At 34.3% G+C, this 17162-nt stretch carries 12 protein-coding genes and 6 pseudogenes; all 18 read right to left on the minus strand.

All coding sequences use genetic code 11. The features are described 5' to 3' along the window. Positions 1-473: 473 nt before the first annotated feature. Positions 474-938 (minus strand): DinB family protein, encoded by a 465-nt coding sequence (locus IPI65_17665; protein MBK7443263.1) that lies wholly within the window; start codon positions 936-938, stop codon positions 474-476. An 86-nt stretch (positions 939-1024) separates the two neighbouring features. Continuing rightward, positions 1025-1724 (minus strand): annotated as a pseudogene (locus IPI65_17670) (YafY family transcriptional regulator). Between the two features lie 227 nt (positions 1725-1951). Next, on the minus strand, positions 1952-2503 hold the full coding sequence (locus IPI65_17675; protein MBK7443264.1) for a Fic family protein: 552 nt from the start codon (positions 2501-2503) through the stop codon (positions 1952-1954). A 326-nt stretch (positions 2504-2829) separates the two neighbouring features. Further along, positions 2830-3321 carry a tryptophan-rich sensory protein gene (locus tag IPI65_17680; GenBank protein ID MBK7443265.1) on the minus strand — a complete coding sequence of 164 codons (492 nt, stop codon included), beginning with the start codon at positions 3319-3321 and terminating at the stop codon, positions 2830-2832. A 199-nt stretch (positions 3322-3520) separates the two neighbouring features. Further along, positions 3521-3724 (minus strand): annotated as a pseudogene (locus IPI65_17685) (pyridoxamine 5'-phosphate oxidase family protein). After that, positions 3688-3948, minus strand: coding sequence for a pyridoxamine 5'-phosphate oxidase family protein (locus IPI65_17690; protein MBK7443266.1), 261 nt, complete (start codon positions 3946-3948; stop codon positions 3688-3690). Before IPI65_17690 ends, IPI65_17685 begins: the two are co-directional and overlap by 37 nt. 395 nt (positions 3949-4343) lie before the next feature. Further along, positions 4344-5243 carry a T9SS type A sorting domain-containing protein gene (locus tag IPI65_17695; protein MBK7443267.1) on the minus strand — a complete coding sequence of 300 codons (900 nt, stop codon included), beginning with the start codon at positions 5241-5243 and terminating at the stop codon, positions 4344-4346. Between the two features lie 369 nt (positions 5244-5612). Then, positions 5613-5879, minus strand: a complete 267-nt coding sequence (locus tag IPI65_17700) for a zinc ribbon domain-containing protein (GenBank protein MBK7443268.1) — start codon at positions 5877-5879, stop codon at positions 5613-5615. Between the two features lie 216 nt (positions 5880-6095). Continuing rightward, complete coding sequence (locus IPI65_17705) at positions 6096-6623, minus strand: hypothetical protein (GenBank protein ID MBK7443269.1); 528 nt, start codon at positions 6621-6623, stop codon at positions 6096-6098. Next, positions 6620-7082, minus strand: a pseudogene (locus IPI65_17710) (GNAT family N-acetyltransferase). Before IPI65_17710 ends, IPI65_17705 begins: the two are co-directional and overlap by 4 nt. Before the next feature lie 189 nt (positions 7083-7271). Continuing rightward, the gene (locus IPI65_17715; protein ID MBK7443270.1) at positions 7272-7565 is read right to left on the minus strand and encodes a hypothetical protein; all 294 of its coding nucleotides are present in this window, start codon (positions 7563-7565) and stop codon (positions 7272-7274) included. 181 nt (positions 7566-7746) lie between these two features. Next, a complete protein-coding gene (locus tag IPI65_17720) occupies positions 7747-8331 on the minus strand; it encodes a hypothetical protein (GenBank protein MBK7443271.1) in 585 nt (194 codons plus the stop codon). Positions 8332-8573: 242 nt separating this feature from the next. After that, on the minus strand, positions 8574-9272 hold the full coding sequence (locus IPI65_17725; GenBank protein MBK7443272.1) for a hypothetical protein: 699 nt from the start codon (positions 9270-9272) through the stop codon (positions 8574-8576). Positions 9273-9478: 206 nt separating this feature from the next. Then, a complete protein-coding gene (locus IPI65_17730; GenBank protein MBK7443273.1) occupies positions 9479-10351 on the minus strand; it encodes a T9SS type A sorting domain-containing protein in 873 nt (290 codons plus the stop codon). Between the two features lie 466 nt (positions 10352-10817). After that, positions 10818-13894: pseudogene (locus tag IPI65_17735) on the minus strand (efflux RND transporter permease subunit). Positions 13895-13906: 12 nt separating this feature from the next. Then, positions 13907-14976 (minus strand): annotated as a pseudogene (locus IPI65_17740) (efflux RND transporter periplasmic adaptor subunit). An 8-nt stretch (positions 14977-14984) separates the two neighbouring features. Beyond that, positions 14985-16312: pseudogene (locus IPI65_17745) on the minus strand (TolC family protein). Between the two features lie 62 nt (positions 16313-16374). Beyond that, positions 16375-16608 carry a hypothetical protein gene (locus IPI65_17750; GenBank protein ID MBK7443274.1) on the minus strand — a complete coding sequence of 78 codons (234 nt, stop codon included), beginning with the start codon at positions 16606-16608 and terminating at the stop codon, positions 16375-16377. Between the last annotated feature and the right edge of the window lie 554 nt (positions 16609-17162).

Consider the following 17162-nt stretch of genomic DNA (forward strand, 5'->3'; position numbering starts at 1 on the left):
AACCCGCAAATTCAAGGTATGCCGTGAACCCCAAAAATGTCACATTTTATCAAAATTACAAAAATGCAGCTAAGGTGAACCACTTGACTAATGTCATAAAAGTCAGCATCCCACCCACTTTACCCTGTCACAAAAAAAACCTAACTATACAAAAAATGACTGCCTTGAGTTGCACTGCTCCTAACATTTTGAAACAAATTCAACGAGTTTTTTACACAAAGATTCGGTTCCGTCTTTGTTGCGTTTTCAGCTGTTTCGAGGTAAACTAGTAATTTTCATGAAAGCAAACAGATAAAAAAAGGACATTTCATACCCACCGCCAATGCTCAAATCAAAACTAAAAAATTTGACCGTCACTTTTTTATATTGACGAAAGCAAAGGAGTATCTGCTTCTTGAGCATTAAACTATCACACCAAAGTAAAATGATACTGTCTTGGTCAAAATTCTATAAAGTTTATTTGTTAGAAGTCATTATAGAGAAAAATAGAAAATCTGTTGAGGGTATTTCAGTAAAGTCAAACCAGCAATTGTTACAATTTGCCCACGATGATACGTGCCGTGATTAAATAAATGTTGCAGATATTCTACAAGTGTAAGGTTTGCTTCAAACCAAGGTGTTTTGATATGCACTTTTTCAGATAATTCCTCTTCTGTTAATTGGTTTACTTTCTCAGCAATAATTGACGATCTATTTAGTAATCCTTCAAATACCTCCTTGGGTTTTAGGTCTTTTATACCATATCGATTTACGGCATCCGTGTTTTTGAAGAGGTTAGTACACCACATTTCTTCAATAGCCCAAATATGGTTTAATGTTTGAAGAATACCGTTAAAACTAGATTGAACATCTTTTTGAAGTTGTTCTTCTGATTGGTTGTTTAACCATTTTACAAATTGCTGATTAGCACTTAAATTGTAAGCCGCATAGCTTGAAATTAATTTTTGATACTCATTTTATTTCTTTTTTAATTATTACAATACAAAAGTAAAATGAGCTTGTGACAACAGTATGTCAAGGGTGTTTATTGGTCGTGATATTTTTCAAAAAACTCTTGTAGCGTCATTTTATGAGGTGTGAAATTTTCTCGTTGAACATGCAGTTTTTGAATTCTGTCCAACCGAAAATAGCGAAATTCTTTTCGCAGACGACAATAGGCAACCAACAACCAACCTTCTGAGATGTTTAATAAAGCAAAAGGCTCAACAGTTCTTTTGCTTTGTTTATTTTTTGCGTTGATGTATTCAAAATTTACAAGATAAAAATTGGTAAGTGCAGTTTGTAAAGAAGATAATATGTTGCTATTTATTTCATAATTATCAAGTTTCGCAAATTTTGTTCTTAATGAAAGTAAGTTAGCTTTGTCTTTCTCGGTTTGTCTTAAAACTGCTTTTATCTTGTCAATGGCTTCGCCATAATCTTTAATTAATGAACTGTCTCTTATTTTTTAAAACCAATTGTTCTGAAAGAATTAATGCGTTTGCTTGGTTCTCATTAAACATAATTGGTGGAATTTTGTAACCTTCCATCAAAGTATAACCTTTACCATCTTCTGTCAAAACCGGAACACCTGCTTGTGCTAATGCTTTTAAATCCCTATAAATTGTTCTTGTGCTAACGCCAAATTTTTCAGCAAGTTTAGTAGATGTTACAAGTCGTCTTGTTTGCAACTGTGTTAAAATCGCAACAAGTCTTGAAAGTCTTTTGGTATCGTTATCATTCATTCTGCAAATGTCTGATATTTTTAGTTTTAGTGTTTCCTAAAATGGTTTATAACGATTTCGGGCTTTGCGAAGAAGCGAATTTCGAAGCACTAAACTGTCTGCCAGCACGAAACATGATACGAAGCACAAGGCTTCATTTAAACACTGAACCCGCTTTTTTGCCAAGCGCCTTTAAGCAGTGGCTCTGCTGTCTATCGAAGTTTTAGTTTGCATTGTGTCGGAAGACGTTATTGTTCGCCCTTTTCGTAACCTTCATAATAATATGACTGTTCAATTCCTTTAAAAATAATTTCTCTATTATCGACCTGGTCGGTTAAATTTCCCTTTATCAGCGTTCTTAATTCCAAATCATTGATTGGACTTCTCTCCATTGATTGTAAATAAAGAGTTTTGTCAATAAATTGCCAGTTGACAACTTTTTTAAGCTGCTTTTTTAAAATCATATCTAGCCAAATGCGCATTGATCTGCCATTACCTTCCATAAATGGATGTGCAATATTCATTTCGACATATTTAGCAATAATTTCTTCAAAAGAGCTTTCAGGCATTTGTTCAATTTTTACGAGAATTTCTTTAAGATACAATGCATTTGCAAATCTAAAAGCACCTTTAGAAATATTAAGTTTTCGGATTTCACCGGCAAAATCGTATAAGCCATCAAACAAATAACGGTGTATTTCTTTTAAACCTTTAGTCGTGCCGATTTCTATGTTATTGATGTCATTCGATTCGAATAATCGATATGCATTTTCTAAACTGTTTTTGTCAATATTTTTCATAAGATTTTGACACGCTACCTGGCAACACAAAAATAGTTCAAATGAATGTAATTTCCTTTGTATACAAAAATATTTTCATTGTCGGATGATTGATTTTGCGCTTGTTGTTAACGTTTCGCAGCTCGGCCAAGGTGGCGATTTCACCACAAACCTTCATACGTAGCATTAAACCGCCACTTTTGCTAAACCCCTAATAGCAGAAGCCCTTCTTACACTCCGAAGTGATCTTGGTGCAAGTTTGCACTCAGCCAGTGCAGTGGTAAAAAATAAATTTGTGAAAAAGTACAGTGGATTTGTTTTGGATTATAAAATTACTGCCCAAAATTTCAATGATTTAAATTCCATATCGTAAAATTTAAAATCGTGGCGAATGAGACCCATGAAATATAGGGCACAAGCAACCAAGCAGCAAGTTTTGAAAACGAAGAAAAAGTAAATATGGTGATTATGATAATAACCACCATTATAATAATATCTAGTAATGCGAATGCAGGGGAATGAAAGTGAAAGAATATAATACTCCACCAAAAATTAAGAAATAGTTGTAGTGCAAATAAGAAATAAGCTTTACGTTTGTTTGGTTCGGTTGAGTTGTTATTCCAAATTATGCCTAATGAAATTCCCATGAGTAAGTATAGCGTTGTCCACACCGGCCCAAAAAGATATGCAGGTGGATTCCATGTTGGTTTGTTTAGTGCGTCAAACCATGGGTTGTTGTTTGCACTTGCTAAAAGTCCGCTGATTATTCCTACACTTTCGCATAGTATAATTGCAATGATGAATTTCCATGCAGTGGGTAACCTTTTTGTTGCTGCCATTAAATTAAAATTCTTTACTGAGTTTCAATCACCAATTGATAATTCAGTTATTCATTATATAAATATATAATTGTTCTTATTAATTATTTGTGAAATGAGAAAATGCTTTTGATTTTAATTAAACCTTTAATTCACCTTCTGTACTAGTAACTAAATTTGTTCCTGTAACAAACCGATGCTACCATCTTTAAGAAGTTTATCATTTGTTCCCGTCTGTATCCCAGTAGTAAGCTGTAGTTGGGATAACCTTAATTATAGAAATATTAGGATCGTCCTTACCCTCTTTAAACCAAGTTTTGGCAAGAGGAGTCCATAGTTCTTCAATTTTTTTCTTATCAAAAATTATTTCTGCTTCACCGTTTACAACTAAGAAACTGCTCTTTGCAGGATGAGAAAAAAGAGTTGCACAATTTTATCTGCTGCAATGGCCTTATTTTTATCGCTGTTCTTTTCGCTGAAAAACCAAATATTGCCCTGGTCGCAAACTTTTATTGCGGACATAGGTCGGCAAGTAGCGCCATCGTCTGTTTTCAAATTGGTGCAAAAGAGACAAACCATTATATCATCGACCAAACTTTTCAATTTGTCAATTGCTTCTTTATTGTTTAGATTTTCTGTATTGTTCATATTTTATTTTGTTTAGTGATATTACATTTTATTGTAAAATTTCAACTATACAAAATTGATACTATTAGTGTTCTCGAGCATTTTATAATTACAGAGAATAGTTACATCATTCACACTTTTCAAAGCTGAAAAAGTCAGTTGATGCGCTATAAATAACAAAACAGCCCCTTTTTGGGGATGTTTTTGCTTTGTTTTTTTGTGAGGAGATGCTTATTTGGTGATGCCCCAAAAGTTGGTCGTAGGGTTTCAGCTAACATTTTTCGGCTTGGCGATGTGGGGGATTTTTACACTAAAGTTCAATAGAATTACTGATGTTGAACCTTGCACAAATGGCACATAGAAGTTTCTTGCACCGGCTATTATAAGCCGTTTTTCTTCTGTCCATAAGCACACTATTAATGATTCACCACAAATTTCTTTACTGTAAATGATTTTGTGTCTGAATATCTTAAGAAATACAAACCACTGTTTAAATGTTTCGTATCAATATAACTGTCTTGAAAATATTTATTGTCGTATACCACTTGGCCTTGATAATTTGTGATTTGAATTGTCTGAGAAGAACTAATTTTATTTATCTTTATCGATAGTTGGTCATTAACAGGATTTGGATAAACCGATATTAAGTTGTCATTTTGAATTTCTTCAATTCCCTCTGCATAATCTTCAAAATGAAAATCATCAAACATAAGACCGTCCTTAAAAGTCTGAATGCTGTCACTTATAAAAGTGAAACGATATAATATTGTATCTCCAATTTGTATGTTAAAGATAGGTCCAAGATTGGCGATGTTCGCATAAAAATTTAACCAACCATTTGAATTTCCTGTCAAAGTTGGCTTTGTTACATTCCACTGTATAGCATAAGCGTTAATAGTATCGTTTATTAAATCAATCCATGTATTGCCATTGTCAGGCGACATTTCAATAATTCCAAAATCTGTTAAGGTATCCGAATTAACAAAATATTGTCCCGAAAGTATTACTGTATGTGGCCAAGTAAAACCAAGTCCGGAAGCGATATTTGTCAAAATGAAACTCGATGTGTCATTTGATGGATACGCATTTAAAGTATCAGTTGCAATAGCATTCAGCGGTGAGAACGCACTTGAAAAAATTGTTTTTTGGGGCAAACCAACCTGCCAGATGTTATTTGGGTTTGAAGATGTATCAATAGTTAAATGTTGTAAATTTAAGGAGTCATCAAAATTAAGTATGTAAAAATCATCTTCTAATTGACCAAATGCAGCAATTGAAATAAGGGACAAAAAATATAAAATTAGAATGTTTTTCATAGTGATTGGTATTTTTAAAATGGCTTATAACGCTAAGGGCTTTACGCAGCAGCGGAATCTAAAAACGAAACTCCCGCTAAAGAAAAGCGTCCTGCAAAACAAATATATTCAATTTAAATCAAAGCCGCAATTGTGTAAAACTTTGTTAACTGCTGCCAATCAATTATAATGCAGTCGGAAATTAATATCAAAATTCCACATTATTCCATTAATTCGAATCCAATTTTCAAAGCTGGGTTCTCCTGAAATTATATATGAAGGTCCACGTTGTTTTGTTTTTCGTTATTGTCCGCTTTCCGAGAACGCAAGTTTCCGCGAAAATAAAGTTGTCGAGATGAAACTGTCTGATGTTCACAGTTTTTTTATTGGTTATTTGTTTTTCCACCTATCCAAACGCTTCATTCCTCTGGTAAATAACCATGATGTGAATTTGAAATGTCCACCTTCCATCATTTTTTGTTTGTTCAATTCTTGAAATTCTTTTACATCAGTTCCTTTATAAGTGAATTCTCCTTTTTCGAAGCAATAAGAACAATACATTTTGCTGATACTTCCATCGGCATTTGTTCCTCCGCCTTTTTCGTCCCGCTTCAAAGGCATTCCGCATGACTGGCAATTTTTGTAAGATGTTTCCATTGTTGTCATATTTTTTGTTTTTAGTTATTATTATTTTCTGTCTGTTTATGTTGCCATACAATGACCGGTAACGGTTCTCAACTTTGCGATGTTGGGGAATTCAAAGTACAAATGTTCAAATTAGCACAAATGCTCAATAGAATTCCAATGCTAAAATTTAGTACATCAGCCCCAATTTCGCAAAACCGATGTTAGCGGCTCGTTGTTTTTCTTTTGTCATTCATCTATTAGCTTTAATATTCTTGCAACTCTTTTGTCAAAGTCTTTTGAGTATTTATTTAACTGGTCTTTTAAAGAATACCTCAACTCATTTTTGAGTTCAGGATATTTTTTTGTAAGATTAAACAAAACTAAAGCAGACCTTGACTTAACAGTTATATTCGTTTTGGGTGATACTATAAATTGAAATAATAAGTCTATTGCTTCACCTTCATTTTCAGATGGAACACCTACATATAACCAATATGAGGCAAAATAAGTTTTGTAATCTTGGTTAATGGTACTACATAAAGTCAATAAATAAGAAAGCTCACTCAATAATCTATTAGGGCTTAAAATTCCAATATCACTAAGCATCCATAAAAACTTAGTAGCAATCTCTTTTTCGTACTTTAATAGTTCTGCTAGTTCTTTTAAGTCTATGTTCTTCTCTAAAATATAGATTGCCCACATTTTTCTTTGTTCATAAGAGCTTTTGGGCAACGATGTTTTTAGTTCTTGTAAAAAAACTGGTGTGGTTTTCATTCAGTCAATTTATAAATATACTCATCAATGTCTTCTTGTCGTGCATTTGCAAAAGCTTTGTCAGTGACAACTTTTACAAATCCATTTTTTTCTAAAACCTTTTGTGAGGCAAAATTGGTCTAATTGTTTCAATTGTAAGAAGTTCGTTTAATGCTTTTGTTGCAATACCTTGCCCCAAAATTTCCTGTCTATCCAATATGTAATTTCGGTGTCGCCTTCCATTACAAACTTTGCAATACTTCCAACAATAGTTTTGTCAATAATAATTGTCTGACTATTTATTGTTGGATTGGATAATAACTATGACCATTTGTCGATATATGCTGTTTTGTCTGTTGGGTCTTTTGACATAAATGCTGCTAAATATCCACCTTCTGTGTCCGTTTGAAACAGAAATAAAGTGTCCAAATCTTCAATTTCTGTTGGCCTTAATTTTATATCAAGTTTTTTATTTTCCATTTCTTTATACTTATCAATAAATTTTGTAAGTTTTAGTTCTGTCGTCAGTTTCGGTACAATGACGGCTAACGTTTTGCAGATTTGCGACGGCGGGGAAGGCAATCGAAAATCTTTAATAAAAATACGAAGTTTTAGGTTATCGAAAATTATTCTGAGGTGGGCGTCGCCCCGCTGTCGCAAATGTGCTTGTTAGCGGTTGTTTTTCTTGATTAAAATTCTTGCAAAATGCACCGCCATTATTATTAAGATTTGTATAGGTAAAGCAATAAAAAACACAGGCCCAGCAAATATAAAGGGAGAATTTTCATTATCAAAAATAAAGAGAGCCAAAGGATAACCAATATTCCAAACAAAATGATTTGGATCAGAGCCTGTATACCTAAATTGCGGCACATTAAATTCAGGATAAAAGTCTATAATCGCAAAAATAATTGCTAAAAAAATGATTAACCATTTTAACCAGGGCTTCCTTTTGCTTTTCACTACCATATTTTTAATTCTGCTTCTCTATACACAAAATTGGATTTAACGTTTTGCAGATTTGCGACGGCGGGGAAGGCAATCGAAAATCTTTAATAAAAATACGAAGTTTTAGGTTATCGAAAATTATTCTGAGGTGGGCGTCGCCCCGCTGTCGCAAATGTGCTTGTTAGCGGTTCGTTGTTTATTTACCATTGATAATTTCAGTCAGTTTAATTGTCTCGCAGTCGCCCTTTGAAAATTCTGGCAAATTATATGTTACAATGGAGTCGTTTTTTTGCTTTAAGTCAATGTTGACTGTGTTAATATAATAATTAAACCCAAGTGAATTCTCAGTTGTCCAGTCGTATGTGTAAACGGGATAAAATGATATTACAAAATCATTCTGTTTATTTTCAAAATAGGTCATTTCAAAATTGTCTGACCAAATTCTATTGATTTGTTTGTCGGTGTCGTTAATTATGCGAACAAATGCTTGGTCGGAAAGAGAAGTATACAATGTTCCATAGAGGTCAATTACAGGAACAGTCAGCCCAACAATTACAATAGGAATCATTATCTTTTTCCAGTCAGTCCGATTTTTAACTATAAAAACAATACAAAGTATAATGGTTACTAAAGCAAGCAATAAAAATCCGAGTATTGTGAAAAAAGCAAATAATTCTATGTCTACATTTCTTGCAAACCAAGTCCGTTTATAAAACCAATAAAAAAAAGTCGCACTGCCAGTCAGCAGGGGAACTATTGAACAGAGATAAATTATTTTCAAAAGTCTTGGCATTTTTATTCTTGGTTTGTGTCGTTACAATAACCGTTAACGGTTTCAAGCTAAATTCCCGTTTGGAGTTTGAAACTTTGTCTACCGAAATGTTAGTTTAAAGATAAATGTTTAATAGACTTTTGCAAAGCGAAAATTAACTAATTGTCTACCGCTTTTGCAAAAGCCGAAGCCGAATGCCCAAATGGGATTTAGGTTGTGTTATAGGCAGTTTTGTATTTGTTCATCAGTGATTACCATAGTTTCCACCAAGGTTTGTTTATGTTTGCTTCTCTTGTCTTTGATGATGTTGTTGAATTACTAATTGGTCTTAAAGGAAGTTCTTTTGTCCACAGCTTATATACTTGTCCTTTGGGTTGAAAGTTGTCGTCAAGAGGATAAGGCAGTTTTAATTTTTTCATAAAGTCAAGTAATTGCCAATCTTCGTTTGTAAACTCATCGTCAGGATATGCTTTATTATTTTCTTCGCTGTCCAAGTCCCATCTTGTTATATAGTTCTCAATTTCTTTTGAGTTCAGTCCTGGAATATATTTCGCAATTTCAAAAGCGTTGCCTTTCCAACTTTCAATTTCTTCGTCACTTATGTCATTGTCCCAATAGTCAGGGATAGGATTAAATTGGTCAACAATTTCACCGTCAGAATAAAGAACATACATCCACAAGTCGCCATCGTGAATATGAAATGAAAAAACAGATGTCTTTAATTCTTTGGATATAAACTTGGATGAATTGTCCCATTCAAGGTAACCGTTCGGATAAAAAACGGTCACGTTATTATTACCTTCTTCTATTACGCAACAATTGTCATTGTCGGTAGTGAGGTTTTCTTGTTGAAGTCCACCATTAACTGATTTTGCATAATTCGTCAAGCTGGCACAAACTTCGTTCTGTGTCTTTCCAATAACGCTTGATAATGATAAAAACATTCCCATATTTATTCAGTTTAGTTCGGTTACACTCGGTCTTAAAATTGCCTTTAACGACCGGGGCTTTGCGAAGTTTGTTTTTGTGGGAGAGGAAAAGTCCCGGTTCTTATTTTATTAAACCTTTGATAAGGGCAGAAAGGTTATTCTACCTCTCTGCCCCACAAAAACAAATTTTGTCAAAGCCTATGTTATAACCTGTGGTTTACAGGCTACTAGAGTATGATTTTTTCAGTATATTGTTTAAAGTTATTATGAATTGTTACAATATAAACTCCCGCTGGTAAATGATTTAATTCAACTATCTGATATTGATTATTAATTATTCCGGTCAATATTAATTCTCCCGTCAGGTTTTCAATTTTAAATTCATTAAATGTTTGTTCTGTCGAATGAATATAAACGTTTTTGCCCCAACTATAAATTGAATATGAACCAGAACTAAATGCGTCATGAATGTCAGTATAATGCCATGTCGCACCTGCAACAATTGGATAATCAGGTTCAACTTCGTAGGCGTAATCCTTTACAATTAATGTCCGGCCAGAGTCAATTACATCGCAACGAATCCAGCCATAATGTAAATTGCTGTCGAAGTCAATAAATCGTATCCCTAAATAGTGATCTATAGTTTCTATAATAGATTCATTATACCAATTGCAATTTGAACAATTGTCAAATGGAATACCAGAGTGGTATCGATTTGTAGCTAGAAGCTGAATTAAGGAATTTTGCCAATTTAATTCATAATTTATTATTTCGCCACCGTATAAGGCAAATGGATAATTACTTTCATCACCCGCTAGGCCATTCATTGAATTATATCTAAACACCTGCAAGAATTTGAATGTGTAGGTTTCTTGCAATGAGAACGAATAAACCGTAAATGAATAATTCTGTAGTCCAAAATCCAAACTGCCGTTATTATCAATATCCAACCAGCTTCCTTCAGGGCTTTCATCAAATATAAAGTCAGGGTCAATATCGGTGTATATTACCTGCGCATTTGCATCCGGTTTAAATAAAATGAAAATTGCAGAAAACTTTGAATATTCAATAATTCGGGAAATATTAATCATTTTTTTCATTGCATTTTGATAAATTGTGAAATGTATTTTTTACCAGAAGGGTTTGTAATTGAAATAATGTAACAACCTGAAGGTAAGTCTTTAACGGTTGGCGGCTTGGCGAAGGTGGCGATTTTTACCACCAAACTTCATACGAAGAACCTCACTTCAATTATACGAAAAAATGTCATACGAAGCACTGAACCGCCACTTTTGCCAAACCGCTGTTATAAGCTGGCCTTCTGTCTGTCGAGGTTGTAAAGTCATTGTCCGCTGTGAGTTTCGCTGTCATTGTCGAGTTGCGAATGGGCCTGTTTGTGTCGGCTGTGAGTAGCGGTTTTAAAAATTTTAGAAGGGAAGGAAATTTTAAAAAATAATTTTTCTTTGGGTGATAAAGGTGTAAGCTCTTTTGCAATTTTTGATCTGTGCGTTGGCTTGTGCGAATTGCAAATGTGCTTACACCTGTGCGATGACTAATTTCTTTTGCTAATTTTTCTTTCGCTGTGTCAACTAAATAATAGACCATTGGCACTAAAAACACGGTCAAAATTAAAGATGATAGAAGTCCGCCAATGATTACCCAAGCCAAACCGTTTTTCCATTCTGCTGCTGTTCCTGTTGCCATTGCAATGGGAAGCATACCAACAACCATTGAAAGAGTTGTCATTAGGATTGGTCGCATACGACCTTTTCCTGCAATGATTAAGGCTTCTTTAAAATGTTTACCTTCTGCTTTTAATTGATTAGTAAAATCCACAATTAGAATAGCGTTTTTTACCACTAAGCCCATTAGCATAATTAAACCGAGTAAGGCGAATAAACTCAAATTACTTAATGACAAATTCAAAGCGAAAAACGCACCAATTGCTGCAACTGGTATAGAAAACAATACCACAAATGGATAAACAAAGCTGTCATACAGTGCTACCATAATCAAGTAAATCAGCAAAAATGAAATGAGTAAAACGGAACCCAATGCTCCAAAACTATCATTCTGTCTTTTGATGTCGCTACCCCAAGTCATTTGTATTCCGTTTGGCAATGGATTTTCTTTTAGATAAGCAACTACATCGTCTGCTACAGTTCCTGATGGTCTGCCTAATGCGTCTGCTGTTAAAGTAACTGCTGGTTGTCGGTCTTTTCGTTCTAACAATGACGGAGAATTGTCTTGCTCTACGCTTGCAAACTGTGAAACTTCAACTGGTATTCCCATTGGGTTAATGATCGAAAGTTGTTGAACATCTTCAAAGTTTTGTCGGTTAAATTCGTCTAACCAAATTCTTACAGGATATTCTGTTCCGTTCTCAGTAAGCGTTGCATCTTCATTACCTGTAAATGCAGTTCTTAGGTTCAATCCAACATAAGCGGTTGTTAAACCTAATCGTTGCATTTTATCTTTGTCTGGAATTATTTTGTATTCGGGACTACCTGCTTCAACGGACAAGCGAACATTATCTGCTCCGGGAATTTTTTCAATTACCGATTTCAATTCATCACCCGTTTTCATCACCAAATCTAAATTGCTTCCGCTCAATGTAATTTCAATAGGAGCTGAACGAGGTATTAAACCTAAAGCTGCCATTGAATAATTTATACTTGGAAATTTTAACTTTAGGTCTTCTCTAAGTTTTTTCATAAATGTTTCGGTCGGCACATTTTTAAGTTCCTTTTTAGATTTTAATTGAATGGTAAATTCTGTTTTGTTTGCAGAACCTACACCCAAACTTCCAATCCCAGTGCTTGGTCCGCCAATATTGCTGAATACTGTTGCTACTTCGGGTTGTTGAATAATGTATGTTTCAATTTTTTGAGCAATTAAGTTGTTCTGTTGTATAGATGTGGATTTATCAAACTCTAAAGCCATTCTAAATTTACCTTGGTCTCCTGTTGATATTAATTCTTTACCAATAATTCCTTGTTTCATAATGCCTAAAGTCATTGCAAAAAGCACAATAACGATACCTGTAAAAGCTAATTTATGGCTCAATACCCATTCTAATCTTCGACCATACCATTCATTAAAGTTTTCTAATTGAATTTCAAACCATAGTAAAAAGCGATTGAAAAAATTGGTAGGTTGTAAGTCTTCTTTTTTGCCAATACGAGAAGCCATCCAAGGCGTTAAAGTAAAACCAACCAATAAACTGGTGAGAGTAGAAGTTACTACTACAACCGAAAACTGCTTGAGCATATCAGCAACAAACACTTGTAAAAAAAGAATTGGTAAAAATACCACTACGTCAACTAATGTAATTGACAATGCCGCAAAGCCAATTTCCATACGACCATCCATTGCAGCAGTTCGTTTGTCTTTTCCTTTGTCTAAGTGCTTTTGTATGTTTTCTAAAACTACGGTGGCATCATCAACCAAAATACCAATGATTAAAGACATTGCCAGTAAGGTCATTAAGTTTAAGGTGTAACCCAAAAGCCACATCACAGCGAATGCGGTAACTAAAGATGTTGGAATAGCTACCAAAACGATTAAAGAATTTCTAAAACTTCGCAGAAATAAAAGCATCACTAACGACACCAATAATACCGCTAAGATTAAATCAAAAACAACGGAATTAACGGCTGCAATCGTGTTATCGGTGCTATCGTCTGCAATAATAAATTTTACACCCGAACTGGCATTTTGTTGTTCGATAGATTGAAATTTCTCCCGAACTGCTTTTGAAACATCTACTGCGTTTGCATCTCCTTGTTTTTTCAGCATTAAACCAATGCCGTTTTTACCGTTGTAGCGACTGATGGAAGTTGTTTCTTTTATACCATCAATTACATCTGCTATGTCTTTTACATAAACTGGACTTCCTAAAACAGGCATAGCGACTTGGACATTTTTAATATCCTCAATAGATGCGAATTTTCCCGTTAAACGAACTGAATTACTTTCTTTTTCGGTTTGCACCTTTCCAGCAGGCAAGTCTAAACCAGAACGATTAATTGCTTCAACAACCTGAACCATTGATATTTTATACAATTTCAGTTTGTCCTGATTTATTTTTACTTGTATTTCTCTTTCCTCTCCACCTAAAACAGTAATCTCTGCTACACCCTTTATTTGTTGAATTTGGGGCAGATAATCATCTTTCATTTTTTGATAAAACTCTGTGGCAGACAAATCACTTGTTGCACTGATAGACATTATCGGCAAATCATTTGGCGAAACTTTACTCATTACAGGACTTAAAATATCCTGTGGTAAATCTTTGCGAATGTTGTCAATGTAGCGTTGTGCATCTTGCATTGACTTATCCAAATCTGTCCCATATTTTAGATTGGCTATGATGATAGAAGCATTGGGCAATGATTTTGTAACCAAGTAATCTACACCTCCAAGTTGGATAAAGCATCTTCTATTTTTCGTGAAACGGATGTTTCTACTTCGTTTGGTTCGGCACCAGGGTAAACAGTTTTAATTACAACTACGGGCTGATTAAAGTCGGGCATCAATTCGTAACTCAAATTTTTATACCCGATAAATCCTAATAAAGTAAATACGCTGAAAAGCACTATAATCAGCGAAGGACGTTTGATTGATATTTCTGTAATATTCATTTTTCGCTGATTTTATTTAACAGTTACATTTGCCCCATCAAAAAGATTGATGAAGCCATTCGTTACAATTACATCACCTTCATTTAATCCATTTGAAACAACTGCTTTGTTCTGTATCTTTTTTAAAATAGTGATATTTTGCAAAATTGCTTTGCCATTTTGCAAAACATAAACCTGTGGTTGGTTATCTGTGCCTTGTATAGCAGATGAGGGTATGATAATTCCCTTTCCAGACGTTTCGCTTTTGAGTAAAACTTTACCAAACATCCCAGATTTTATTTTCAAGTCCGATGTGTTATTTACCGTAAACTGAACAGGAAAACTACTGCCCATATTGGCTTTACTGCCAATCATAGTAGTTTTTCCAGTCAATAGAATTTCAGAATAGGCATCTGCCGTAAGCGAATAGCTTTGATTTAATTTGAACTGACTTAAATCTTTTTCGGGAACATTTACGGTGAATTTTAAAGTTGTAATGTCCGTTATTTGGAGCAATGGAACGCCGGTGCAGCAAAAGCTCCTTCTTCACTTAATTTTGCAGTAACTACTCCGTTAAAAGGTGCTTTGATGGTCGTTTTGTTTATCTGCTCCAACAAAGTCGCTTTCTGAACTTTTGCAGATTTCAAACCTAATTCTGCTTTTTCTAATTGAACACCTTGAATGGCATCTGCTTTAGCCAAAATGGTATAGCGATTTACATCTGCTTCCAATCCTTCTATTTGCACTTCAATAGTTTGCAGTTGCAATTTCAGCAATGAATTATCCAATTGAATTAAAGTTTGACCTTTACTTACAACGCTTCCAGCATCAACTAAAATGGTGTTAATTTTCCCTTGTAATTCGGCACTTATTTTTGTTTCCTTGTTGGGCTCAAATGTGCCTGAATAAGAAAATTCTGCATTCACATTTTCAAGTTGCAATGTATCTACTTGAACATTTATAGCTTCTTCTTTATCGTATTGATAGACTTTACTCTGCGTAATTTCCTTGTTTGTTTTCAACTTAATTACCACAATGGCAATTATCGCCAACGGAATGATGACGTAGAGTGCTTTTTTTAGGATTGATGATTTTGTATTCATTGTGATAATTATTTGGTTGTTGAAATATTTCCTGTGAGTTTTTTTAGTTCTAAATCTGCTTTTAGGTAATCAATTACAGCAGATAGGTAGGTTTGTTGTGCTTCACGCAAAGCATTGTCTGCAAGCAAAACATCGGTTAAACTTGCCGTTCCTTGTTTCTGTTGAAGAACGGTTTGCTCATAGATTGTTTGTGCCAATTGTATTTGTTCGGTTGTGGTTTCTACCGTTTTTTTAGCGACTTCTCTTTGTATTTTGGCATTTTCAACTTGCATATTGTTTTGCTCGGTAAGCAATCCAAATTGAAGTTCATTGTTTCGGAGTTCAAGCGTTTTCTGATTTATTTTTCGAAGTGTAACCGTTCCGTTAAATAGTGGATAGGACAATTGAATACCTGCAAAACCAATCGGATAAAAATCAAGAAAAGAAGCAGGTTGTCCGTTATAACCAAAGCCCGTTGTTCCATACATTCCAACCAGATTTAGCGATGGCAAATACCTTGATTTGTTGAGTGTGTTGAGTTCACTCGACAATAAGCGGTTTTGAGTTTTTATTATTCGAATATCTAAGGTTGATGAAGTTGAATATTCATTTGTGTTTTGATATTGAATGTTTGCTTCAATTTGCAGATTTTGTTCAATGGAAATACCCATAGCAAATTTCAACGCATTTAGAACCTGCTCGTATTTGCTTTTGATGGTTTCCTTTTGGGTGGTTAATTGTGATACTTGCAATTTTACCTTGCTTACATCTGTTCCTTTGGCAAGCAATTGTTCATTGAGCAATTGCATATTTTTTAAGTCTTTCTGCATTAATCAGATTACTGTCAATAAATGCCAATTGATGATGCAAGATTTGGGCATTGTAATACAAATTGGAAATTTCAAAATAGATTTGCTCCTCCGTTTTTTGATACTGTAAGTCGGTCAATTCCGAAGCGATTTTTGTTGTTTGTATAGCACCATAAACTTGTGGATTATACAATGGCATTGAGAGTTGCAAGTTTGCGTTGATGTTGTGCGGAACGCCAAACTGCATTGCTCTGTATTCACCTTCAGGTAGTGCAGGATTAAAAGCATTCACAGGTAAAAGCTGATAAGGCAGGTTTGTAAAATACTTGTAATCCGCATTGGCTGTTACTTTTGGGATTAAATTGGCTTTGGCTTCTTTTCTCTTTGTTCGCCAATAGCCATACTGTTTCTGCTCATTTGCAGATTTTGTTATGAACCTGTGCGGTGTCAATACATTGTTGCAAAGTCCAAGTTTGTGCTTGTGCAGATTGAAAGCCTCTATTACAATAACGAGCAACATAATGTTTGTGAATATTCGCTAACTTCATTTGTCAAATTTTTTACTTAATGAGAATTAATTGACTTTCAATTGTTCCTTCAACCCAATGTTTTACCATTGGTTCAATGTTACAAAGTCGCCTGATAATAGTGTTTCTTTTATTCCTTTTTCATTTTTCAAAATCACTTCCCCCTCAACGCAAATCAAAGTGCTGGTGTTTTGGTGATATGCTCCTTTTAATTTTTCGCTTTGCAAAATTTGAATAGCTGTTGCGTTACCCAGTTCACTTTTGAAAGAGTTGCTGGAAACTGGTTTTTCTTGTGTATGTAATTCTTTTATGTTCATTGGAAGTATTGATTAAATGTTGTGAATGAAATTTGAATATTTTCAAATTGCTTGAGTTGCTTCGGTTCCGTTTTAGCTTCTGAAAGTTCTCTTACCAAATCAAATATGGAAAAGAAACTTTTGCAATTCATCGTGGGCTTTGCCTTTCATAGTGCATTTGAGGAGTAAACGTCAATGTTTGATTGTAGTTTTTCGATAATGATTTGTAACCTTTTTGCTCGACCCCTAAGGAAAACAACATCATTTTCCAGGTTTCTGATATGAGTTAGCTTATTGGCATCCACTTGCTATTTTCACCAATTTAAGTTCGATGGCTTCACTTTCGTCATCGTGATGATGATCATGACGTTCAACAATTTCTGGTTTGAGCACTTAATTTCTCGTCTGTGGATGCCAGCAACTATATAGCAATAAGACCTACGGCAAAGTTAAGATTAATTTATTCATTATGATTTTTATTTAATTGTTCGTTGATAGTGAAAATGAAATGATTGCAATTACAAGCGTTACACGCAATTCTGAAAATCATTGCACCGATGGTTTTTGTTTCATAG

The sequence above is a fragment of the Bacteroidota bacterium genome, from assembly GCA_016706255.1.
In the GTDB taxonomy this organism is placed as follows: Bacteria; Bacteroidota; Bacteroidia; order Chitinophagales; family BACL12; genus UBA7236.